The 18719-nt window shown below is 67.5% G+C and carries 17 protein-coding genes; 15 read left to right on the top strand and 2 right to left on the bottom strand.

The genetic code is table 11. The features are described from left to right. Positions 1–5: 5 nt before the first annotated feature. The 15 genes from ybeY to SPICUR_RS07940 are packed head-to-tail and all read left to right on the top strand — an operon-like array spanning position 6 to position 17063. Positions 6–467 (top strand): rRNA maturation RNase YbeY, encoded by a 462-nt coding sequence (gene ybeY, locus SPICUR_RS08010; RefSeq protein ID WP_023367862.1) that lies wholly within the window; start codon positions 6–8, stop codon positions 465–467. Continuing rightward, positions 464–1324, top strand: coding sequence for an HlyC/CorC family transporter (locus tag SPICUR_RS08005; protein ID WP_023367860.1), 861 nt, complete (start codon positions 464–466; stop codon positions 1322–1324). The genes ybeY and SPICUR_RS08005 overlap by 4 nt, the downstream gene beginning before the upstream one ends. Next, a complete protein-coding gene (gene lnt, locus SPICUR_RS08000; RefSeq protein WP_023367858.1) occupies positions 1312–2799 on the top strand; it encodes an apolipoprotein N-acyltransferase in 1488 nt (495 codons plus the stop codon). Before SPICUR_RS08005 ends, lnt begins: the two co-directional genes overlap by 13 nt. Before the next feature lie 45 nt (positions 2800–2844). Next, positions 2845–3372: a zinc ribbon-containing protein gene (locus tag SPICUR_RS07995; RefSeq protein ID WP_023367856.1), complete on the top strand. Its 528-nt coding sequence runs from the start codon at positions 2845–2847 to the stop codon at positions 3370–3372. A 44-nt stretch (positions 3373–3416) separates the two neighbouring features. After that, a complete protein-coding gene (leuS, locus tag SPICUR_RS07990) occupies positions 3417–6008 on the top strand; it encodes a leucine--tRNA ligase (RefSeq protein ID WP_023367854.1) in 2592 nt (863 codons plus the stop codon). Next, a complete protein-coding gene (locus tag SPICUR_RS07985) occupies positions 6008–6508 on the top strand; it encodes an LPS-assembly lipoprotein LptE (protein WP_023367852.1) in 501 nt (166 codons plus the stop codon). Before leuS ends, SPICUR_RS07985 begins: the two co-directional genes overlap by 1 nt. A 12-nt stretch (positions 6509–6520) precedes the next feature. After that, positions 6521–7561: a DNA polymerase III subunit delta gene (gene holA, locus SPICUR_RS07980; protein ID WP_023367850.1), complete on the top strand. Its 1041-nt coding sequence runs from the start codon at positions 6521–6523 to the stop codon at positions 7559–7561. Continuing rightward, positions 7558–8841 (top strand): glutamate-5-semialdehyde dehydrogenase, encoded by a 1284-nt coding sequence (locus SPICUR_RS07975; RefSeq protein WP_023367848.1) that lies wholly within the window; start codon positions 7558–7560, stop codon positions 8839–8841. Before holA ends, SPICUR_RS07975 begins: the two co-directional genes overlap by 4 nt. After that, positions 8838–9542 carry a nicotinate-nucleotide adenylyltransferase gene (nadD, locus tag SPICUR_RS07970; protein ID WP_051373252.1) on the top strand — a complete coding sequence of 235 codons (705 nt, stop codon included), beginning with the start codon at positions 8838–8840 and terminating at the stop codon, positions 9540–9542. The genes SPICUR_RS07975 and nadD overlap by 4 nt, the downstream gene beginning before the upstream one ends. Further along, positions 9535–9885: a ribosome silencing factor gene (gene rsfS, locus SPICUR_RS07965; RefSeq protein ID WP_023367844.1), complete on the top strand. Its 351-nt coding sequence runs from the start codon at positions 9535–9537 to the stop codon at positions 9883–9885. The genes nadD and rsfS overlap by 8 nt, the downstream gene beginning before the upstream one ends. Before the next feature lie 5 nt (positions 9886–9890). Beyond that, positions 9891–10358: a 23S rRNA (pseudouridine(1915)-N(3))-methyltransferase RlmH gene (gene rlmH / locus SPICUR_RS07960; RefSeq protein ID WP_023367842.1), complete on the top strand. Its 468-nt coding sequence runs from the start codon at positions 9891–9893 to the stop codon at positions 10356–10358. A 25-nt stretch (positions 10359–10383) separates the two neighbouring features. Continuing rightward, positions 10384–11010 carry a Maf family protein gene (locus SPICUR_RS07955; RefSeq protein WP_023367841.1) on the top strand — a complete coding sequence of 209 codons (627 nt, stop codon included), beginning with the start codon at positions 10384–10386 and terminating at the stop codon, positions 11008–11010. Beyond that, the gene (gene rng, locus SPICUR_RS07950) at positions 11007–12473 is read left to right on the top strand and encodes a ribonuclease G (RefSeq protein ID WP_023367840.1); all 1467 of its coding nucleotides are present in this window, start codon (positions 11007–11009) and stop codon (positions 12471–12473) included. Before SPICUR_RS07955 ends, rng begins: the two co-directional genes overlap by 4 nt. A 2-nt stretch (positions 12474–12475) precedes the next feature. Beyond that, entirely contained in the window at positions 12476–16234 is a 3759-nt protein-coding gene (locus SPICUR_RS07945; RefSeq protein WP_023367838.1) for a YhdP family protein, read from the top strand. Then, entirely contained in the window at positions 16227–17063 is an 837-nt protein-coding gene (locus SPICUR_RS07940; protein WP_173391218.1) for a carbon-nitrogen hydrolase family protein, read from the top strand. Before SPICUR_RS07945 ends, SPICUR_RS07940 begins: the two co-directional genes overlap by 8 nt. A gap of 12 nt (positions 17064–17075) precedes the next feature. On the opposite strand, the gene SPICUR_RS07935 is transcribed toward SPICUR_RS07940, so the two are convergent. Continuing rightward, positions 17076–17912, bottom strand: coding sequence for a symmetrical bis(5'-nucleosyl)-tetraphosphatase (locus SPICUR_RS07935; RefSeq protein WP_023367835.1), 837 nt, complete (start codon positions 17910–17912; stop codon positions 17076–17078). Between the two features lie 8 nt (positions 17913–17920). Then, positions 17921–18718 carry a 16S rRNA (adenine(1518)-N(6)/adenine(1519)-N(6))-dimethyltransferase RsmA gene (gene rsmA, locus SPICUR_RS07930; RefSeq protein ID WP_023367834.1) on the bottom strand — a complete coding sequence of 266 codons (798 nt, stop codon included), beginning with the start codon at positions 18716–18718 and terminating at the stop codon, positions 17921–17923. Position 18719: the final 1 nt, after the last annotated feature.

Genomic DNA, 18719 nt, shown 5'->3' with positions numbered 1-18719 from the left:
ACGGCATGGGTGATCTCGATCTTCAGTGCGTCACCGACGAATCGGTGCCGGATGAGGCTGACTTCGAGCACTGGGTCGCGACGGCCCTTGTCGGGCGGCGCGAGGACTGGGAGCTGGCGATCCGGTTGATCGACGCGGCGGAGAGTCAGGCCCTCAACCGCGACTACCGCGGCCGCGATCGGCCGACCAATGTCCTCTCGTTTCCCGCGGACCTTCCGGCGGGCGTGACACTGCCGCTACTCGGTGATCTGGCGATCTGCGCACCGATTGTCCGGCGCGAGGCGCGGGAACAGGGCAAGCCGGTCGACGCGCACTGGGCGCACCTCACCATCCACGGGGTGCTCCACTTGCTTGGCTTTGATCACATGGATAGCGTGGAGGCGGAAACCATGGAGACGGAAGAACGCGGCATCATGGCGCAGTTGGGTTACGACGACCCCTATCAACCCGGTCGATCGCCGGCATGAGCGACGAACAGGATGGACACACGGGCCAGAGTAACAACTGGCTGACGCGTATCGGGCGCGCGCTGGGTGGGCAGGAGCCCCAGGATCGCGACAGCCTGGTGGAAGTGCTTCGATCCGCCCAGCAGCGGGCCATTCTCGATGCCGACGCGCTGTCGATGTGCGAGGGCGTGCTGCATGTCGCCGAACTCCAGGTCCGCGACGTGATGATTCCCCGCTCCAAGGTATCGCTGCTGCGGCGCTCGGAGTCGGTCTGGGAGCTGCTGCCGGCGATCGTTGACAGCGGCCACTCGCGCTTTCCGGTCACCGGGGACAGCCGCGATGATGTGATTGGCATTCTCATCGCCAAGGATCTGTTGCCCTATCTCGATCCCCAGCACCAGCGCGAATTCCAGCTCCGCGAACTGCTGCGCCCGGCGCTCTTTGTCCCGGAGAGCAAACGCCTTGATGCACTGCTCAAGCTTTTTCAGGAAAGCCGTAACCACCTCGCCATCGTGGTCGACGAATACGGCGGGCTCGCGGGGATCGTGACCATCGAGGATGTCATCGAGCAGATCGTCGGCGAGATCGATGACGAGCATGACCTGGACGACGATGCCTGGATCCTCAACCGCACCGACGATGGCCAGACCGTGGTCAAGGCGCTGACACCCATCGATGCGTTCAACGAGCACTTCGGCACCGATTTCAGCGACGAGGAGTTCGATACCATCGGTGGTGTGGTGGCGAACGGATTCGGGCATGTGCCGCGACGCGGCGAGAATCTGGTGCTGGAGGGCCTGCGCTTCGATGTTGTGCGGGCCGACAGCCGCCGTCTTCACCTGCTGATGGTGACGCCCGAGCGGGCATGCCGCGACTGATCAGCCTGCCGCTGGCAGCGGCGGCGGGCGCTGTGCTGGCGCTGGGGTTCGCACCGTTCGGCCTGGCCTCAGCGCCCGTGGCGGCGCTGGCGCTCATTTTCAGCCGCGTCACGACCACCGTGACAGTCCGTGGTGTGCTGGCCACCGGCTATGCATTTGGCCTCGGCTACGCCGGGGCCGGCGTCTACTGGATCTATCACAGCATCGCCGACTACGGCGGTGGGCCGCTCGCCGGTATGATCGCCACTGCTGTGCTGGTCGCGCTGTTCGCCCTCATCCCGATGCTGGCGCTACTCACCGGCTGGTGGGCCGGCGGCGCTCATCGGCTGCGGACACCGCTGCTGGCCCTGCCGCTCGCGTGGGTGGGCATTGAGTGGATCCGCAGTTGGCTGGCGACCGGTGCCACCTGGCTGAGTATTGGCTACACCCAGATCGACACCCCCCTTGCTCATCTGGCGCCGGTGTTCGGGGTGTATGGCGTGAGCCTGGCGGTGGCGGTGATCGCCGGGGGGATCGCCGCCTGGCTGGTTCGGCCGGGCGTCCGGCGCGTCGCGCTGGCGCTGGCGGTCCCGGTCGGGGCCGTGGCGGTCGGGCTCGCCCTCGATCGAGACTGGACGGTGCCGGTTGATGATCCGCTGTCGGTCTCCATCCTCCAGGGCAATATCGACCAGGCGCGCAAGTGGGATCCGGATGAGCGCGGTGCCATTCTGGGTGAATACCTGCAGATGACCCGGGAGCGGCTGGGTGATGAGCTCATCGTCTGGCCCGAGACGGCCCTGCCGGTGTTCTACCAGCAGGCCACTCAATGGCTCGATCCGCTCGCCCGCGAGGCCCGGGCCGCCGGCAGCAGTCTCGTGCTCGGTGCGCCAGTCGCCCGGGGCGAGGCCCGCTATAACGCTGTGGCGGTCCCCGGTGATCCGGCGCAGTTCTACTACAAACGCCATCTCGTCCCGTTTGGTGAATACGTGCCGTTCCGCGATATCGCTGGCGGTGTGCTGGATTTCGTCGGTACGCCGCTGGGGGATTTCAGCGCCGGCCAATCCGCGGCACCGCTCACGGCGGCCGGTCATGAGCTGGGGGTCAGCATCTGCTATGAGGTGACGTTCGGCGCTGAGGTGGCTGATGCGCTGCCCGGCGCCGAGCTGCTGCTCAATGTCAGTAACGACGCCTGGTTCGGCGCCTCGACGGCGCCCTGGCAGCACCTCCAGATGGCGCGGATGCGCGCGCTTGAGACCGGCCGGGAGATGATCCGGGCCACCAACACCGGGATCTCGGCGATCATCGGCCCGCGGGGCGGAATCCGTGACGCCGGGCCTCTGTTCGAGTCCGCGATCCTCTCTGGGAGCGTCCAGCCCTACACCGGTATGACCCCGTATGCGCGCTGGCGTGACTGGCCGATGGCGGCGCTGGCGCTGTTCGGGACCGGCGGCCTGTGGCTGACGGGCGGCTGGCGGCGATCGGGTCGCGGTAACTGACGACAACCCGTTAAACTGCGGACAAAGGCCACGAGGGAAAAGCCAATGACCGATAATGATCAGCAGCGTGAACACGAGGTCCGCGGCTACGAGCGCATGCTCGAGCGCCTTCGTGAGCGGCTGGAGTCCACCGGTGAGGCGGTGGAGCAGGGCTTTCACGAGGCACTGGATACGGTGCGTGAGCGCAGCGTCGCGCTCGGGGAACTGACCCGTGACGAGGCCGATCGGGTGTCCGGCTGGCTACAGCGCGATCTCGAGGATGCCGCGGAGTATGTCGACACGGCCCATGGGACCTATTCCGACTGGCTGCACATGGATCTGCAGCTGGTGGAGAACTGGATCTGGGATCGGTTCTCGTCGGTCGCCGACCGGACCCGGCTGCAGTGGCAGGCCCTGAACCGCGAACTGCAGGCCGCAAGGCGCTATCATACCGGTGAGGTGACCGGGCCCGGCGCACTGGTCTGTCGTGACTGCGGCGAGGTCCTGCACTTCAAGCGCACGGGGCATATCCCGCCGTGCCCGAAGTGCCATGGCAGCCGTTTCGAGCGTGCCGCCCGGCAATCGGCGCGCTGACGACAGGTGCAATTCCGCCCGGCGGCGGGGTATCCTCTCGCCCCATGGAAAAGCACTACGATCCCGCCCGTCTAGAGACCGACGCGCAGGCCCACTGGGATGACCAGGGCTGCTTCCGGGTCACGGAAGACCCGTCGCGCGAGACCTTCTACTGCCTGTCCATGCTGCCGTATCCGAGCGGACGGCTGCATATGGGGCACGTCCGCAACTACACCATCGGCGATGTCATCAGCCGCTATCAGCGCATGCAGGGGCGCAACGTGCTCCAGCCGATGGGGTGGGATGCGTTCGGCCTGCCGGCCGAGAACGCCGCCATCAAACGCGGCGTGCCACCGGCGGAATGGACCTATCAGAATATCGATCACATGCGCCGGCAGCTGCAGCGCATGGGCTATGGCTACGACTGGACCCGCGAGGTCACCACCTGTGATCCGTCCTACTACCGCTGGGAGCAGCAGATGTTCACCCGGCTGCTTGAAAAGGGACTGGTATACCGGGCCAGTGCGGTCGTGAACTGGGATCCGGTGGATCAGACCGTGCTCGCCAACGAGCAGGTCGTGGACGGTCGCGGCTGGCGATCCGGCGCGATTGTCGAGCGTCGTGAGATCCCGCAGTGGTTTCTGCGCATCACTGAATACGCCGACGAACTGCTGGACGGCCTCGACGCCCTGCCGGGATGGCCGGGTGCGGTCAAGACGATGCAGCGCAACTGGATCGGCCGCTCGCAGGGCGTCGAGCTGGACTTCGCGCTGGCCGGGGGCGGTGATCCGCTCCGGGTCTATACTACCCGCCCGGACACGCTCTACGCCGCGACCTATATGGCGGTGGCCGCCGACCATCCGCTGGCGATCGAGGCCGGCCGGCAGGACGCCCGCATCGCCACCTTCCTCGAGGAGATCCGCCAGGGGGCGGTGACCGAGGAGGCCATGGAAAAGCTCGAGAAAAAGGGCATGCCGCTGGGCGTCGAGGCGATCAATCCGCTGTCCGGCGAGCGGATCCCGGTCTGGGTCGCCAATTTCGTGCTCATGGGCTACGGCACCGGCGCGATCATGGCGGTGCCGGGGCATGACGCCCGCGACCATGAGTTCGCGACCCGCTTTGGACTGCCCATCCGCCAGGCGGTCGGGCCTGCGGATGGCCGCCACGTGGATGTGCAGGCCGAGCCCTGGACGGCCAAGGATGGGCTGGTCACGGTCAACGCCGGTGCGTTCACCGGCATGGACTTCGCCACCGCGTTCGAGGCCATTGCAACGCATCTCGAGGCCGAGGGCATCGGTCGGCGCACCACCAACTACCGGCTACGCGACTGGGGGGTTTCCCGGCAGCGCTACTGGGGCTGTCCGATCCCCGTCATCCACTGTCCAGACTGCGGCGCGGTGCCGGTGCCGGATGCCGATCTGCCGGTGACACTGCCTGAGAACGTCACCTTCACCGGGGTGCAGTCGCCGCTCCAGACGGATACCGACTGGCGGCAGGTCGCCTGCCCGCACTGTGGCGGCGAGGCGGAGCGCGAGACCGATACCTTCGATACGTTCGTCGAGTCGTCCTGGTACTACGCGCGTTACTGCAGCCCCGATGCCGAGGCGATGCTCGACGAGCGTGCTGACTACTGGCTGCCGGTCGATCAGTACATCGGCGGCATCGAGCATGCCGTGATGCATCTGCTCTACTTCCGCTTCTGGCACAAGCTGATGCGTGATCTCGGCTATATCGGCAGCGATGAGCCGGCGACCAATCTGCTCTGTCAGGGCATGGTGCTGGCTGAGGCCTTCTATCACGACAGCGAGTCGGGCGGCCGTGAGTGGGTTGCGCCGGGGGAGGTCGATATCGAGCGTGACGGCAAGGGTCGAATCCTGCGGGCGAGCCGCCGTAGCGATGGCGCTGAGCTGGTCTCCACCGGCTGGACGACCATGTCGAAATCGAAGAACAACGGCGAGGATCCGGAAAGCCTGGTCGAGCGGTTCGGTGCCGATACGCTGCGGCTTTTCACCATGTTCGCCGCCCCGCCCGATCAGGCGCTTGAATGGCAGGATAGCGGTGTCGAGGGTGCGGCCCGCTTCCTGCGCCGGCTGCATGGGCTGGTCTACGACCACGTCAGTGGCGGTGCAGTCCCCGTCCCCCGTACCGATGGCCTGGACGATGCGGGCATGGCACTGCGCCGCAAGCTCCACGAGACCATCGGCAAGGTGAGTGACGATATCGGGCGCCGCTATACCTTCAATACCGCGATCGCCGCGATCATGGAGCTCTGTAATGCCCTTGGCCGTTACACGGCCGAGGGGGCGGCCGCTCGTGGCGTCCGCCAGGAGGCGCTGGAGGCAGTCGTGCTGATGCTCCAGCCCATTACCCCGCACCTCAGCCATGGTCTGTGGAGCGATCTCGGCCGCGACGGTGCCGCCGTCGATCAGCCCTGGCCGGGGGTCGATGAGACCGCACTGACCCGCGATGAGGTCGAGCTGGTGGTGCAGGTCAACGGCAAGCTCCGCGGCCGGATCGCGGTGTCGGTGGCGGCGGACGAGGCGACGATCCGCGAACAGGCGATGGCCGATGACAATGTGCAGCGCTTTATCGAGGGGCTGAGCGTGCGCAAGGTCATTGTGGTGCCGGGGCGTCTGGTGAATGTGGTCGCTCAGTAATGCTGCGGATCCGGGGCATGCTGGTGGTCGGTCTCGCCCTATTGGTGGCCGCCTGCGGCTGGCAACTGCGCGGTGCCGGCGGAGGCGGTTTTGAGGGCGTCCCGGTGGCGATCGAGGGGACCTTCGATAATCGCTTCAGGGCCCGTCTTGCCGAGCGGCTGCGCGATCTGGATGCGGTGGTGGTGACTGACCCGACCGATGCCCAGGTGGTGATTGATGTCATGTCGGTATCGAGCCGTCGGCGCACGGTGACCACCGATGCCGATGGCTTCGCCAGTGAATATGAACTGCGCTATCGCATCCGCTTTGGCCTGGAGGCGGGTGGTCAGGCCGGTCCCGAGCAGGCGACCATCGCCCGTCAGAGCGTACGCACGTCGGCGAGCTTCGCGGCCGAATCCAGCAATCTCCAGGGGCGGGATGCCGAAGAGGAAAGCCTGCGACGTGATCTGCAGGAGGATGCCCTGCAGCTGCTGCTCTCCCGCATCGGGCGGCGTCTGTAGGCGTACCAGGCCATGCCCGAGATCCGCTTCGATGAACTTCCCGACCGGATCGATCGCGGCCTCGCGCCGATCTACCTGATCGCCGGCGAGGAACCGCTGCTGATCGAAGAGGCGCTGGACCGTCTTCGCCAGCAGGCCCGGCAGGCGGGGTTCGATGAGCGTGAGGTGCTGCATGTCGACCAGGGGTTCGACTGGCAGCGGCTGGCGGCCGCCACCGACAACCTCTCGCTGTTCACCGATCGGCGTCTCATCGAACTGCGCCTGCCCGGGGGCAAGCCCGGTCGCGACGGGAGCGCCGCGCTCAAGGCACGGGCCGCCGCGCCCGATGCGGGGCATATCCTGATCGTCATCACCGGTCGTCTCGAGACCGCCCAGCGTCAGTCGGCGTGGGCGAAGGCGATCGCCGGTGCCGGCGTGATGAGCTACGCCTGGCCGCTGCGGCGCAACGAGCTCAGCGGCTGGGCCAGACGCCGCGCCAGTGAGCGCGGGATCCAACTGGATACAGAGACCGCCGCGCTGATGGCCGAGCGCAACGAGGGCAATCTGCTGGCGCTGGCGCAGGAGATCGAGAAACTCGCATTGCTCGCGGACGGCGCTCCGATCAGCCCGGCCATGGCACGCGATGCCGTCAGCGACAGTGCCCGTTTCGCCGTGTTCGATCTGCCCGAGGCGATGCTGGCGGGGGATCCGGTGCGAACGCTGCGTATCGTCCGGCGTCTGCGCACCGAGGGCGAGGAACCGGTGCTGGTGCTCTGGGGCGTTGCCCGGGACATTCGTGTGCTGACCGATCTGCAGGCGTCGATGGCCGCGGGTGAGCGCGCCGCCGCCGTGATGGCAAGGCACCGTATCTGGAAAAACCGGCAGGGACGCCTGCAGGCGATCGCCCGCGGGACGCCGGCGGGGGTATGGGCGCGGTTGCTCAGCCGGGCGGCGCGGGTCGATCGCGTCATCAAAGGGGCCTCGCCCGGCCGGCCCTGGGACGAACTGCTGGAACTATCGAGTGTTGCGGCGCGCCGTGTCGCAACCGCGGATCGCAGGGAGAAACGAGGATGAATGCTGAAAGCGAAAACCCGGACACCGAGATCAACGAATACATGCGCGGCCTCGGGCGCGCCGCCCGCGCCGCCGGCCGAGAGCTGGCGGCGAGTGATGGCGGCGCCCGCAATGCCGCGCTGTATGCCATCGCCGCACGATTGCGTGGCGAGCGTGAGGCACTGCGCACGGCCAACGAGGTGGATCTCGCCGCCGGCCGGGCAAATGGCCTTGACGCGGCGCTGCTCGATCGACTGACACTCAGCGATGCGCGCATCGAATCGATGGCCACCGGTCTTGAGCAGATCGCCGCACTGCCCGATCCGGTCGGCGCGGTGGGGCATCTCGATCCCATGCCGAGCGGCATCCGTGTGGGGCGCATGCGGGTGCCGCTGGGCGTGGTGGGCATCATCTACGAGTCCCGGCCCAATGTCACAGCCGATGCCGCGGCGCTCTGCCTCAAGTCCGGCAACGCCTGCGTGCTGCGGGGCGGCTCGGAGGCACTCCACTCCAACCGCGCGATCGCCGACTGCATCGCAGCAGGGCTTGCCGAGGCCGGGCTGCCGGAGACCGCCGTGCAGGTGGTGGGTACCACCGACCGGGCCGCGGTGGGCGCGCTGATCACGCTCGATGCATTCATCGATGTGCTCGTGCCGCGGGGAGGTAAGGGGCTAATCGAGCGCATCATGCGCGACGCGACGGTGCCGATGATCAAGCATCTCCACGGTGTCTGTCACTGCTTCGTCGATGCCGACGCCGATCCGGACATGGCCGAGCAGGTGGTGATCAATGCCAAGACCCAGCGTTACGGGACCTGTAATACCCTCGAGACGCTGCTCGTCGATGCCGGCATCGCGCCAACGCTGCTGCCGCGACTCAAGGCGGCGTTCGATGGCCACGGTGTGGAACTGCGGGGCTGCGAGCTCAGCCGCGCGATCGTTGATGGGATGACAGCGGCGCAGGCCGAGGACTGGGATGCCGAGTATCTTGCGCCGATCCTGTCGGTGGCGGTGGTCGATGGTATTGATGCCGCCATCAATCATATCGACCGGCATAGCTCCAGGCACACCGAGGCCATTGTCACCAACCACTACGCACGGGCGCAGCGCTTTCTACGCGAGGTCGATTCAAGCTCGGTGATGGTCAACGCATCGACACGCTTCGCCGATGGCTTCGAGTACGGTCTGGGGGCGGAGATCGGCATCAGTACCGACAAGCTCCACGCGCGTGGACCCGTCGGTCTGGAAGGGCTGACCACGCAGAAGTACATCGTCCTCGGTGACGGGCATATCCGCGGATGAGTCGTCCGCAGGGAGCGCCAGTGGCACTGTTGGGCGGTACCTTCGACCCGGTGCACTACGGTCACCTGAGACCGGCTGTCGAGTTGCTCGAAGCGCTCTGTCTGGCCGAGATCCGTCTGGTGCCGGGCCATGTCCCGCCGCACCGCCCACAGCCCCGGCTCGATGCCCCGGCAAGGGCCGGTCTCCTCGACACCGCTGTTGCCGGTATCCCGGGGCTGGTGGTTGATCGATGCGAGCTCGACCGACCGGGCCCCTCCTACACAGTGGATACGCTCGAGCACCTGCGTCGGTCGCTCGGTGATCAGCGACCGCTTTGTTTCATCATGGGCTGGGATGCGTTCCGGGGACTGATGCGCTGGCATCAGTGGCAGCGACTCGCGGCGCTGGCGCATCTGGTGGTGGTGACCCGGGGCGGAGACACCCAGGCGCTGGCGCCGGCGCTCGATGAGTGGATGCGTGCGCGTCGGGTCCGCGATCCGGCAGCCCTGCGGGCATCGCCGTCCGGGCATGTACTGTTCCAGGCCGTCTCGCGGCTGGAGATTTCCGCCACCGGCATCCGGCGTTGTCTCGCGCTCGGTTACTCGGCGCAGGGGCTGATGCCCGATGCCGTCTGGCACGAATTGGCTTTGCGTGGATGCTATGGTTATCCCCAGATATCAAGGGCGATCACGCCCGGGAGGTTGAACCCGCGTCATGTCTGAAAGCGCTCTCCGACCCCAGGCCCTGCGCGATTGCGTGGTGACGGCCCTGGACGATCTCAAGGCCGTTGATCCGCGCATCATTGATGTCCGCGGGCGCACGCCGATCACCGATTTCATGACCTTCGCGACCGGCAATTCCCGGCGTCATGTCCGCTCGATCGCTGAGGCCGTGGTGGATGCGGCCCGGGAGCAGGGCCTGCGGCCCACCGGTATCGAGGGCCTCGATGACAGCGAGTGGGTGCTGGTCGATCTGGGTGATGTCGTCGCCCATGTCATGCTGGAAGACGTCCGCGACTTCTATCGCCTCGAGCGCATCTGGACGGTGGACGAGTCGGAGGCCTGATCGCCATGCGCCTGAACATGGTCGCGGTGGGGCGGCGTCCACCGGCGTGGATCCGGACTGGCGTTGACGAGTTTGCCCAGCGCATGCCCCGGCATCTGCCGCTGGCATTGAAGGCCGTGAACGCCGGCGATGCCCGGCGCAGTGGCGATGTCGATCGGGCCCGGGGCCAGGAGGCGGATGCGCTGCTGGCCGCGGCCGGCGGGTCGCGGGTCATTGCGCTCGACGAGCGGGGTCAGTCATGGCGGACGCCGGATCTGGCCGACTATCTCGATCGGGCCACTCACGATGGCCGCGATCTGGCCTTTGTCATCGGCGGTGCCGACGGGCTCCATGATCGTTGCCTCGATGCGGCTGACCGCCGCTGGTCACTCTCGGCCCTGACCCTGCCGCATATGCTGGTCCGCGTCATTGTCGCGGAGCAGCTCTACCGGGCGTGGACGCTCCTTGCCGGGCACCCCTATCACCGCGCCTGATCAACGTCCGTCGCTGGAGGTTTAAATGACTGACGCGCAAAACCCGGATTATGACCCTGACCTTTATCTGGCATCGGCATCGCCGCGTCGGGCGGAGATCCTCGAGCGCATGGGGGTGCGGTTCCGGTGTATCCCGCAGGCCGTCGACGAGCAGGTCCAGACCGGCGAGACGCCGGAGGTTTTCGTGTTCCGTCTGGCCCTGGAAAAGGCCCGTGCGGGTCTGGCGGGGCTCGATGCCGGCCGCGCGGTGCCGGTGCTGGGTGCGGATACGGCGGTGGTCGTTGACGACGATATCCTCGGCAAGCCCGGCGATCGCGACGAAGCAATGGCGATGCTGGCGCGGCTGTCAGGACGCACACATCGGGTTCTGACCGGCATCGCGATGGTGGATGGCCAGCGCGAGCTGACGCGGCTGTCGCTGAGTATGGTGACGCTGCGCCCGATCGCCGCCGTCGAACAGGCGGCCTACTGGCAGAGTGGCGAGCCGCTCGACAAGGCCGGAGCCTATGCGATCCAGGGGCGTGGCGGGGTCTTCGTCGAGCAGCTCGAGGGCAGCTACAGCGGTGTAATGGGCCTGCCGATGGTCGAGACCCATGACCTGCTCGCCGAATTCGGCATCGATTACCAGTCGCGCTGGCCGGCGGGGCAGTGACACAGGAACTGCTGGTCAATATCACGCCGCAGGAGACGCGGGTCGCCGCCCTTGATAACGGCAGCGTCCAGGAGCTCCACATCGAGCGGTCCCGCAGTCGCGGATTGGTGGGGAATATCTATCTCGGTGAGGTCGCACGCGTGCTGCCCGGGATGCAGGCGGCGTTCGTTGATGCCGGACTGCAGCGCACGGCCTTTCTCCATGCCTCCGACATCCACGCCAGTCAGGCGCTGGTGGATCCGCCCAGGGTTGAATCGCGCAATATCCAGCATCTGCTCCGTGAGCAGCAGCGTGTCCTCGTGCAGGTGTTCAAGGACCCGATCGGTGGCAAGGGCGCGCGTCTGACCACTCAGATCGCCATCCCGTCACGCTATCTGGTGCTGCTGGTGGATAACCCCGGCGTCGGCGTCTCGGCGCGCATCGAGTCGGCACCGGAGCGCGAGCGGCTGCGCGGGATCGGGACATCGCTGCTGGCCGGCGATCCGCACAGCGGCTGCATCTTCCGCACGGCGGCCGAGGGGGCCTCGGAGCCCGCGCTGACACGTGACTGGCGGTTTCTGCAGCGCGTCTGGGCCTCGATCCACGAGCGCGCCAGGATCGCGCAGCCGACGACGCTGCTGCATGAGGATCTGCCGTTGATGCTGCGGGTCCTGCGGGACTCGGTGGGCGAGGACGTGGAGCGTATCCGGATCGATTCGCGCGAGTGGTACGAGCGCATGCTGGCGTTCAGTGAGACATTCCTGCCGGATGCGCGCTCGCGACTCGAGCACTACCCCGGCGAGCGGCCGATCTTCGATCTCTATGGCGTCGAAGACGAGATCCAGCGGGCGTTGCAGCGGCGGGTCTCGCTCAAATCCGGGGGATATCTGATCATCGACCAGACCGAGGCGCTGACCACCATCGATGTGAACACCGGCGGTTATGTCGGTCATCGCACCCTCGAGGAGACGATCTTCAAGACCAATCTCGAGGCCGCTCAGGCGATCGTGAGACAGCTGCGGCTGCGCAATCTGGGTGGCATCATCATCATCGATTTCATCGACATGGCCACCGCCGAGCATCGTCGTCAGGTGATGCGCTCGCTCGCCAAGGGGCTCGAGCATGACCAGGCGCGTACACAGATCAGCGAGGTCTCGGCCCTCGGTCTGGTGGAGATGACGCGCAAACGCATCCGCGAGTCGCTGCAGAATCAACTCTGCGTGCCGTGTCCCACCTGTGGTGGCCGCGGTCATCTGAAAAGCGCCGAGACCGTCATTCATGAGATTACCCGCGAGATCCTGCGCGAGGCGCGCCAGTTCGAGGTCACGCGTCTGATGGTGCTCGCCGCCCAGGATGTCGTGGACCGCGCGATGGAAGAGGAAAGCGACAGTCTGGCGCAGCTCGAGGCATTCATCGGCAAGCCCATCGCGTTTCAGGCCGAACCGCTCTATAACCCCGAGCAGTTCGATGTGGTGCTGATGTAGGCATGGGCATCGCGCAGAGGCTGCATCGCTGGGTCTGGCCGCAACGTGAGGAGCGTCTCAAGGCGGCGGTGCTCTACACCCTGGTGGCGCTGCTGGTCTCGGCGGCGGTCCTGCTGACCGGGGTGCGGTTGCTGTTTGCCGCGGCACCGGCATTAACGGCACCCATCGGTGCGGTCGTCTCCGATCAACTCGGTGTGCCGGTGACGATCGGCGGTCTCGATGCGCAGCTCGACCGCCTGCGCCCGGGGCTGGTGCTTCGTGATGTGCGGATCGGCGATGCGGCGGAGACCGAACCGCTCGAACTGGCCACCATGACCCTCGCCATCGCCCCCTGGGAGTCGCTGCAGGCCGGTGAGCTCCGGCTCCACGCACTGACCGCCGAAGGGCTGGATGTCACGCTGAGGCAGCAGTCAGCCGGCAGCTGGCGTATCGCCGGCCTGTTGCCGGGTGCAACGCCGATCGCCCCTGAGTCCTTCCTCCAGGCCCTTCAGGGACTGCCGATGGATCGGTTGCTGATCCGGGACTCGCGGCTGGCTCTAGTGGACCGTCACGATGCCGCCCGATTGGGTTTTGAATCGGTGGCACTGCGCTGGCGTCGCGCCCCGAGCGGTCAGTGGCGATTCGCGGTGGACGCCCGCCACGGCGACGAGCGGGTCCAGGGGCGGATGCAGCTCGATGCGAGCCAGGTGTCCACCGCCCGGGCCGTCGTCGATCTTGAGGGGCTGAGCGGTGAGCGGATCGCGCCCTGGCTCCCGGCCGGGGCGATGCGGCCGGATGCGGCGGCATCGCTGTCCGGCCGGCTCTGGGTCAACCTCCGGCAGGCCGGTGGCATCCGCGTCAGTGCGGATCTGTCCGCGGACTCGCTGGGGCTGCTCGACGGCGAGGTGCAGTCACTGGACATGCTCGCCCAGGCACAGCGGCATGAGGGTGGCTGGCAGGGGCAGGTCGAGCCCCAGCGGCTGGTGCGGGCGGATGGCGCGGTATCAATGCCCGGTCCGATCGCGTTCGCGCGCAATGACGAGCGCCACTGGCGGGTTGCCCTCACCAATGCCCCGCTCGCCCCGCTCACCGCCCTGTTGCAGGACCGTCTTGACGGTCCGGTTGAGGTTGCCGGTCGCGCCGAACGCGCGACATGGGTCTGGCGGGACGCCTCGGACTGGCGTCTCTCCGCCGATCTGGGTGGGGCGGCGTTCACCAGTGCGACCACGGGGCCGGTGATCGACGGCGCGGATCTGCGACTCGAGGCCGGGCCCCGCGGCGGACGGGTCGTGGTGGATCGGCTGCGGATGGGCTGGCGCCGCGATCCGGTCGATCCGATGATCCGCCAGGCACCGGTGATCGATGAGGTGACCGGGACACTCAACTGGTGGCGCACGACGCAGGAGCGCTGGCGGCTGGAACTGGTCGATGGACGCGGACAGACGGCGGGTACACCGATCCGACTCGATGGTCGGGTGGATATCGGCACCCGACAGCCACCGTTTGCCGACCTTGATGTGGCGATGGGACGGGTCGAGGCGGAACGGGTGCTGCAGTGGCTGCCCATCGGCATCATGGACGAGCGGCTGGTCGCCTGGCTCGACCGGGCCGTTGAGGCGGGCACGATGGAGGCGGCCAGCCTGCGCTGGTTCGGTCGTCTGGATGGCGTACCCGATGATGAGGGCAATGCGCTTTTCGATCTGCGTGCCCGCGTCGATGATGTGGGGTTTCGTTTCCAGCGTGACTGGCCGCGATTCGAGGCCCTGGGCGGCGAGCTACGCTTTCGCAACCGTGGTCTGCGGATCAGCGCCGATACCGGTCGGATCGGTTCCACAGCGCTGCAGCAGGCAACGGCGCGCATCGATGATCTGTTCAGTCCGCGCCTGCGCATCGACGGGCGGCTTGAGGGGCCGCTCGCGGGGATGCAGGCGGTGCTTCAGCGATCCCCGGTGCTGCCCTCGCAGGGGCGGCCCGAGCGGTTGCAGTGGCGCGGCAACGGCGACCTGTCTCTGGCGCTTGACTTCCCCTTCCAGGGCCGGCCGATGGCGATGGATGGACGCCTGCGGCTGACAGGCGCAGGGCTGTCGGTGACTGATCCGGCACTCACGTTCGATGACATCCGCGGCGAGGTGACGTTTGATCGCCAGGGCATCGCCTCGTCCGGGGTGCGGGCGCGGCTGGCGGATCGACCGATTGTTGCCACGGCCGAGACGCGGGGTGAGGGTGACAGCGCGCGTATCCGGGTCTCGGCAGACGCCCGTCTGGCCCTTGCAGACTGGCCCGGGATGGCGCCCGCGGCGGCTCGTGCCGATGGTGTCGCTGCCTGGCGGCTGCGCTGGGAGCAGCCCGGCTTCCAGGCGACCGGTGACCAGGTGGTGGGGGAGCGATTGACGCTACGCTCCAGTCTCGAGGGTATCGCGCTGGCGCTACCGGCCGAACTGGGTAAAACGGCCGACGCGCGGGCGCCACTGCGGCTGCAGTGGTCGCAGACCGAGACGGCGGGGGGCGAGTGGCAGCTCGACTACGATGATCGTCTGCGGGCGGTGGTCCAGGGGCCGCGCGCGGCACTGCGTTTCGGTGATGCCCGTCCGTCTCTGCCCGAACGCCCGTCAACCCGGCTCAGTGGTGCCCTCCCGGTCGTCGACCTCTCCGCGCTGGCCGGCGCCACGGGTGGCTCGGCACCGGCGATCCCGCTGCCGAGCCCCCTTCGTATCGACCTGACGCTGGCGGGCCTCGATGTCAGCCGCTGGCGTATGGGTGAGACGACGCTGAAGGGTGGGATGACCTCCGGCGATGTATCGCTGGCGACGACGGGCGCCGCGCAGGGGACGATCCAGCAACCCGGGCCGCAGGCGCCCTGGACATTGCGTCTGGATCGCCTGGATGTGACACCGCGCCGCGGTGATCCGTCACCCGAGCCGGAACAGGCCGCGCGGTCCGGGGCGGAGTCGCCGTTGCCCGCCACTGATATCGATCTGGTCGCCGAGCAGCTCCGTGTAGACGGTGAGCCGCTCGGGCGATTGCAACTCAATCAGGTCAACGCCGATGCGGCGGCGGGAAGCGCCCGCCTGCGACTGGTGGGTGAATGGCTGGACCTGGAGGCGCAGGTCGATCGCACGCCCAGTGCCACCGCCGACAGTCGGATGCGCTTCGATCTCTACACCCGTAATGCCGGCCAGTTGCTGAGCGCGCTGGGCGTGCCCGCGGCCATCAACCAGGGTGACGGGACGCTGAGTGGTGATCTGGCGTGGCAGGGAGCAATGTTGCAGCCGGCGCGATCGTCACTCGCGGGTGATCTGCAGCTCGATCTGCGCAACGGCAGCCTGCCGGCGGTGGAGCCCGGTGCCGGTCGGGCGCTCGGGCTCTTCAGCCTGTCGGTGCTACCGCGTCGTCTGGGGCTCGATTTCTCAGATGTGCTGGGCGAGGGGCTCAGCTTTGATCAGCTCCAGGGCACCTGGCAGGTCGATGCCGGGCGCATGCATACCAACGATCTGTCGCTCACTGGACCGTCAATGGATCTATCGGTGCGCGGGGAGACGGATCTGGTGCGGCGGCGTTACGATCAGACCGTCACGGTGACGCCCAAGCTCTCGTCGGCGCTGGCCTTTCTCGGGGGGGTCGCCGGTGGACCGGCCGCGGCGGCGTTGCTGTTCGTGACGCGCGGGATGCTGGAATCCGGCGTCGAGCGACTGACTGATTTCACTTACCACATCGGTGGGACCTGGGCGGAACCCGAATTCGACCTTGTTTCACCGGATCTGACGGATGGCGACGATGAGTGACACGAGTGTGGAGCGGCCGACCCGGGCCGCTGTGGTGCAGATGGTCTCGGCGATGGATGTGGCGGGCAATCTCGCTGATGCGGGTGCATTGATCGACTCGGCGGTGGCACAGGGCGCGGAACTCGTCGTGCTGCCGGAGAACTTCGCGTTTCTCGGTCGCCAGCAGCGTGACACGCTCACCGTGGCGGAAAATGAGGGTGAGGGACCGATTCAGGCCTTTCTGGCCGATACAGCGTATCGCCACGGCATCACCCTGGTCGGCGGCAGCCTGCCGCTACAGGGCGGCGAGACGGACCGCGTCCGCGCCGCCTGCCTGGTCTATGGCCCGAGCGGTGAGCGGATCGCGCGCTATGACAAACGGCATCTGTTCGATGTCTCGCTCCCCGGCAGCGAGACCTACCGCGAGTCGGCGACGTTTGCGGCGGGTGATGCGGTGGTCGTCGCGCCGACACCCGTCGGGCGATTGGGGCTGTCGATCTGTTATGACCTGCGCTTCCCGGAGCACTACCGGGCCCTGGTGGACGCGGGTGCCGACATCCTGCTCGCGCCCTCGGCGTTCACCGCCACGACCGGTGCTGCCCACTGGTCGGTGCTGGTGCGCGCACGGGCCATCGAGAACGGCTGTTACATGCTGGCCCCCGACCAGGGCGGGCGTCATGCCAACGCGCGTGCCACCCATGGCGAGAGTCTGATCGTCGACCCCTGGGGCGAGTGCATCGCGAGCGCCGGGATCGGCGCCGGCCCGGCGGTCGCCGTGGCCGACCTGGACCCCGGTCATCAGCGCGCCATTCGAGCGCGGCTGCCGGCCCTGGCGCATCGCCGGGGCTGATCGCCGGACGGGCTATCCGGGCGGCTTCTGGGTGGGACAGTCGAGCTGTGTGAAGACCGCGGGTGTCGTGTCCAGCCGGACCGCCGTCAGCTGCCCGCCCCACAGACAGCCGGTATCCAGGGTGAGATAACCGGGTCCCTGCCGGCAGCCGAGCCGCGACCAGTGGCCACTGATCACGGTGGTGGTGTCCGGACCGATCCGCCGGTCGGGTGCCTCATACCAGGGATAGAGCCCGTCCGGCGCTGTCTCCGGCGGGCCATTGACGCTGAAGTCGAGGCGCCCGTCGGCGTCACAGAAGCGCATGCGGGTAAAGGCATTGATGATGAAGCGCAGGCGGTCCCAGCCCGTGAGATCGTCCGACCAGCGGCTCGGCTCATTGCCATACAGATTCGCCATCAGCGCGGCCGGGTCGGGGCCCTGTAACGCTGCCTCGGCCTCGGCAGCGCATTGAGCGGCGGTGGGCAGATCCCACCGCGGGGCGATGCCGGCATGGGTGAGCGTGTAGGGCAGATCGGGCGGATCGATCAGCAGCGGCTGATGGCGGAGCCAGTCGATGAGCCTGTCGCGGTCGCCGGCCTCGAGGAGGGGCGTGAGCCGATCGCCGGCGCGCTGTCTGCCCTCGCCACTGGCGACGGCAATGCAGTGGATATCGTGATTGCCCAGCACGGTGTGCGCGGCAGCGCCGAGTGCCCGCACCGCGCGCAGTGTCTCCACCGGCTGCGGGCCGCGTCCGATCAGATCCCCGGTCAGCCACAGACGATCACGGGCCGGATCGAACTCGAGCCGCGCCAATAGTGCCTGGAAGGCCTCGAAGCAGGCGTGGATATCGCCGATGGCGTAGTCCGCCATAAAGACTCCTATTGCGTGTCCTGCTGGGTCTGCAGTGTGTCCGCCAGGCGGCCATAACCGGCCAGATCGATCTGCTCGGCCCGAGTCGTCGGATCAATGCCGGCGTCGCGAATCGCCGTCGCGTCGAGCAGACCGCGCAGTGCATTACGCAGTGTTTTGCGGCGCTGGGCAAAGGCCGCTGCCACGACCCGGGCCAGGCATTCGCCATCCGTGTCACCCAGCGGCGGATGGGTGTGCGGGATCAACCGGACGAACCGGGATGTGATCGTCGGCGGGGGTGAGAAGGCCCCGGGTGGGACCTCGAACAGGGGCTCGATCCGGCAGCGTGCCTGAATCATGACCGAGAGGCGGCCATAGACGCGTGATCCGGGGCCGGCCGCCATCCGGTCGACGACTTCGCGCTGCAACAGCAGATGCAGATCGCGGATGCCATGAGTGAACGCGCTCAAGTGAAAGAGCAGGGGAGTGGAGAGATTATAGGGCAGGTTGCCCACGATGCGGAGCGGCTGCCCCGCCGCGTCGATCAGCGGCTGAATCGGTTCTGCCAGGGCGTCTGCTTCGATCACCCGCAGCTGCCCGGTGTGCGCAGCGTCCCAGTGGCGGAGGGTGGCGACCAGATCGCGATCGACCTCGATGGCGGTGAGGCGGGCGGCATGATCGAGGAGTGGCCGGGTCAGTGCACCGTGCCCGGGGCCCACCTCCAGGAATGCCTCCTCCGCCCGTGGCGCGATCGCCATGACCATCTGCTGGATGACCTGGCGGTCGTGGAGGAAGTTCTGGCCGAAACGCCGTCGGGCCCGGTGCATG

It is taken from the genome of Spiribacter curvatus (assembly GCF_000485905.1).
GTDB classification, from domain to species: Bacteria; Pseudomonadota; Gammaproteobacteria; order Nitrococcales; family Nitrococcaceae; genus Spiribacter; species Spiribacter curvatus.
The sequence above is the reverse complement of the archived record's forward strand: the minus strand, read 5'-3'. Positions and strand labels throughout refer to the sequence as shown.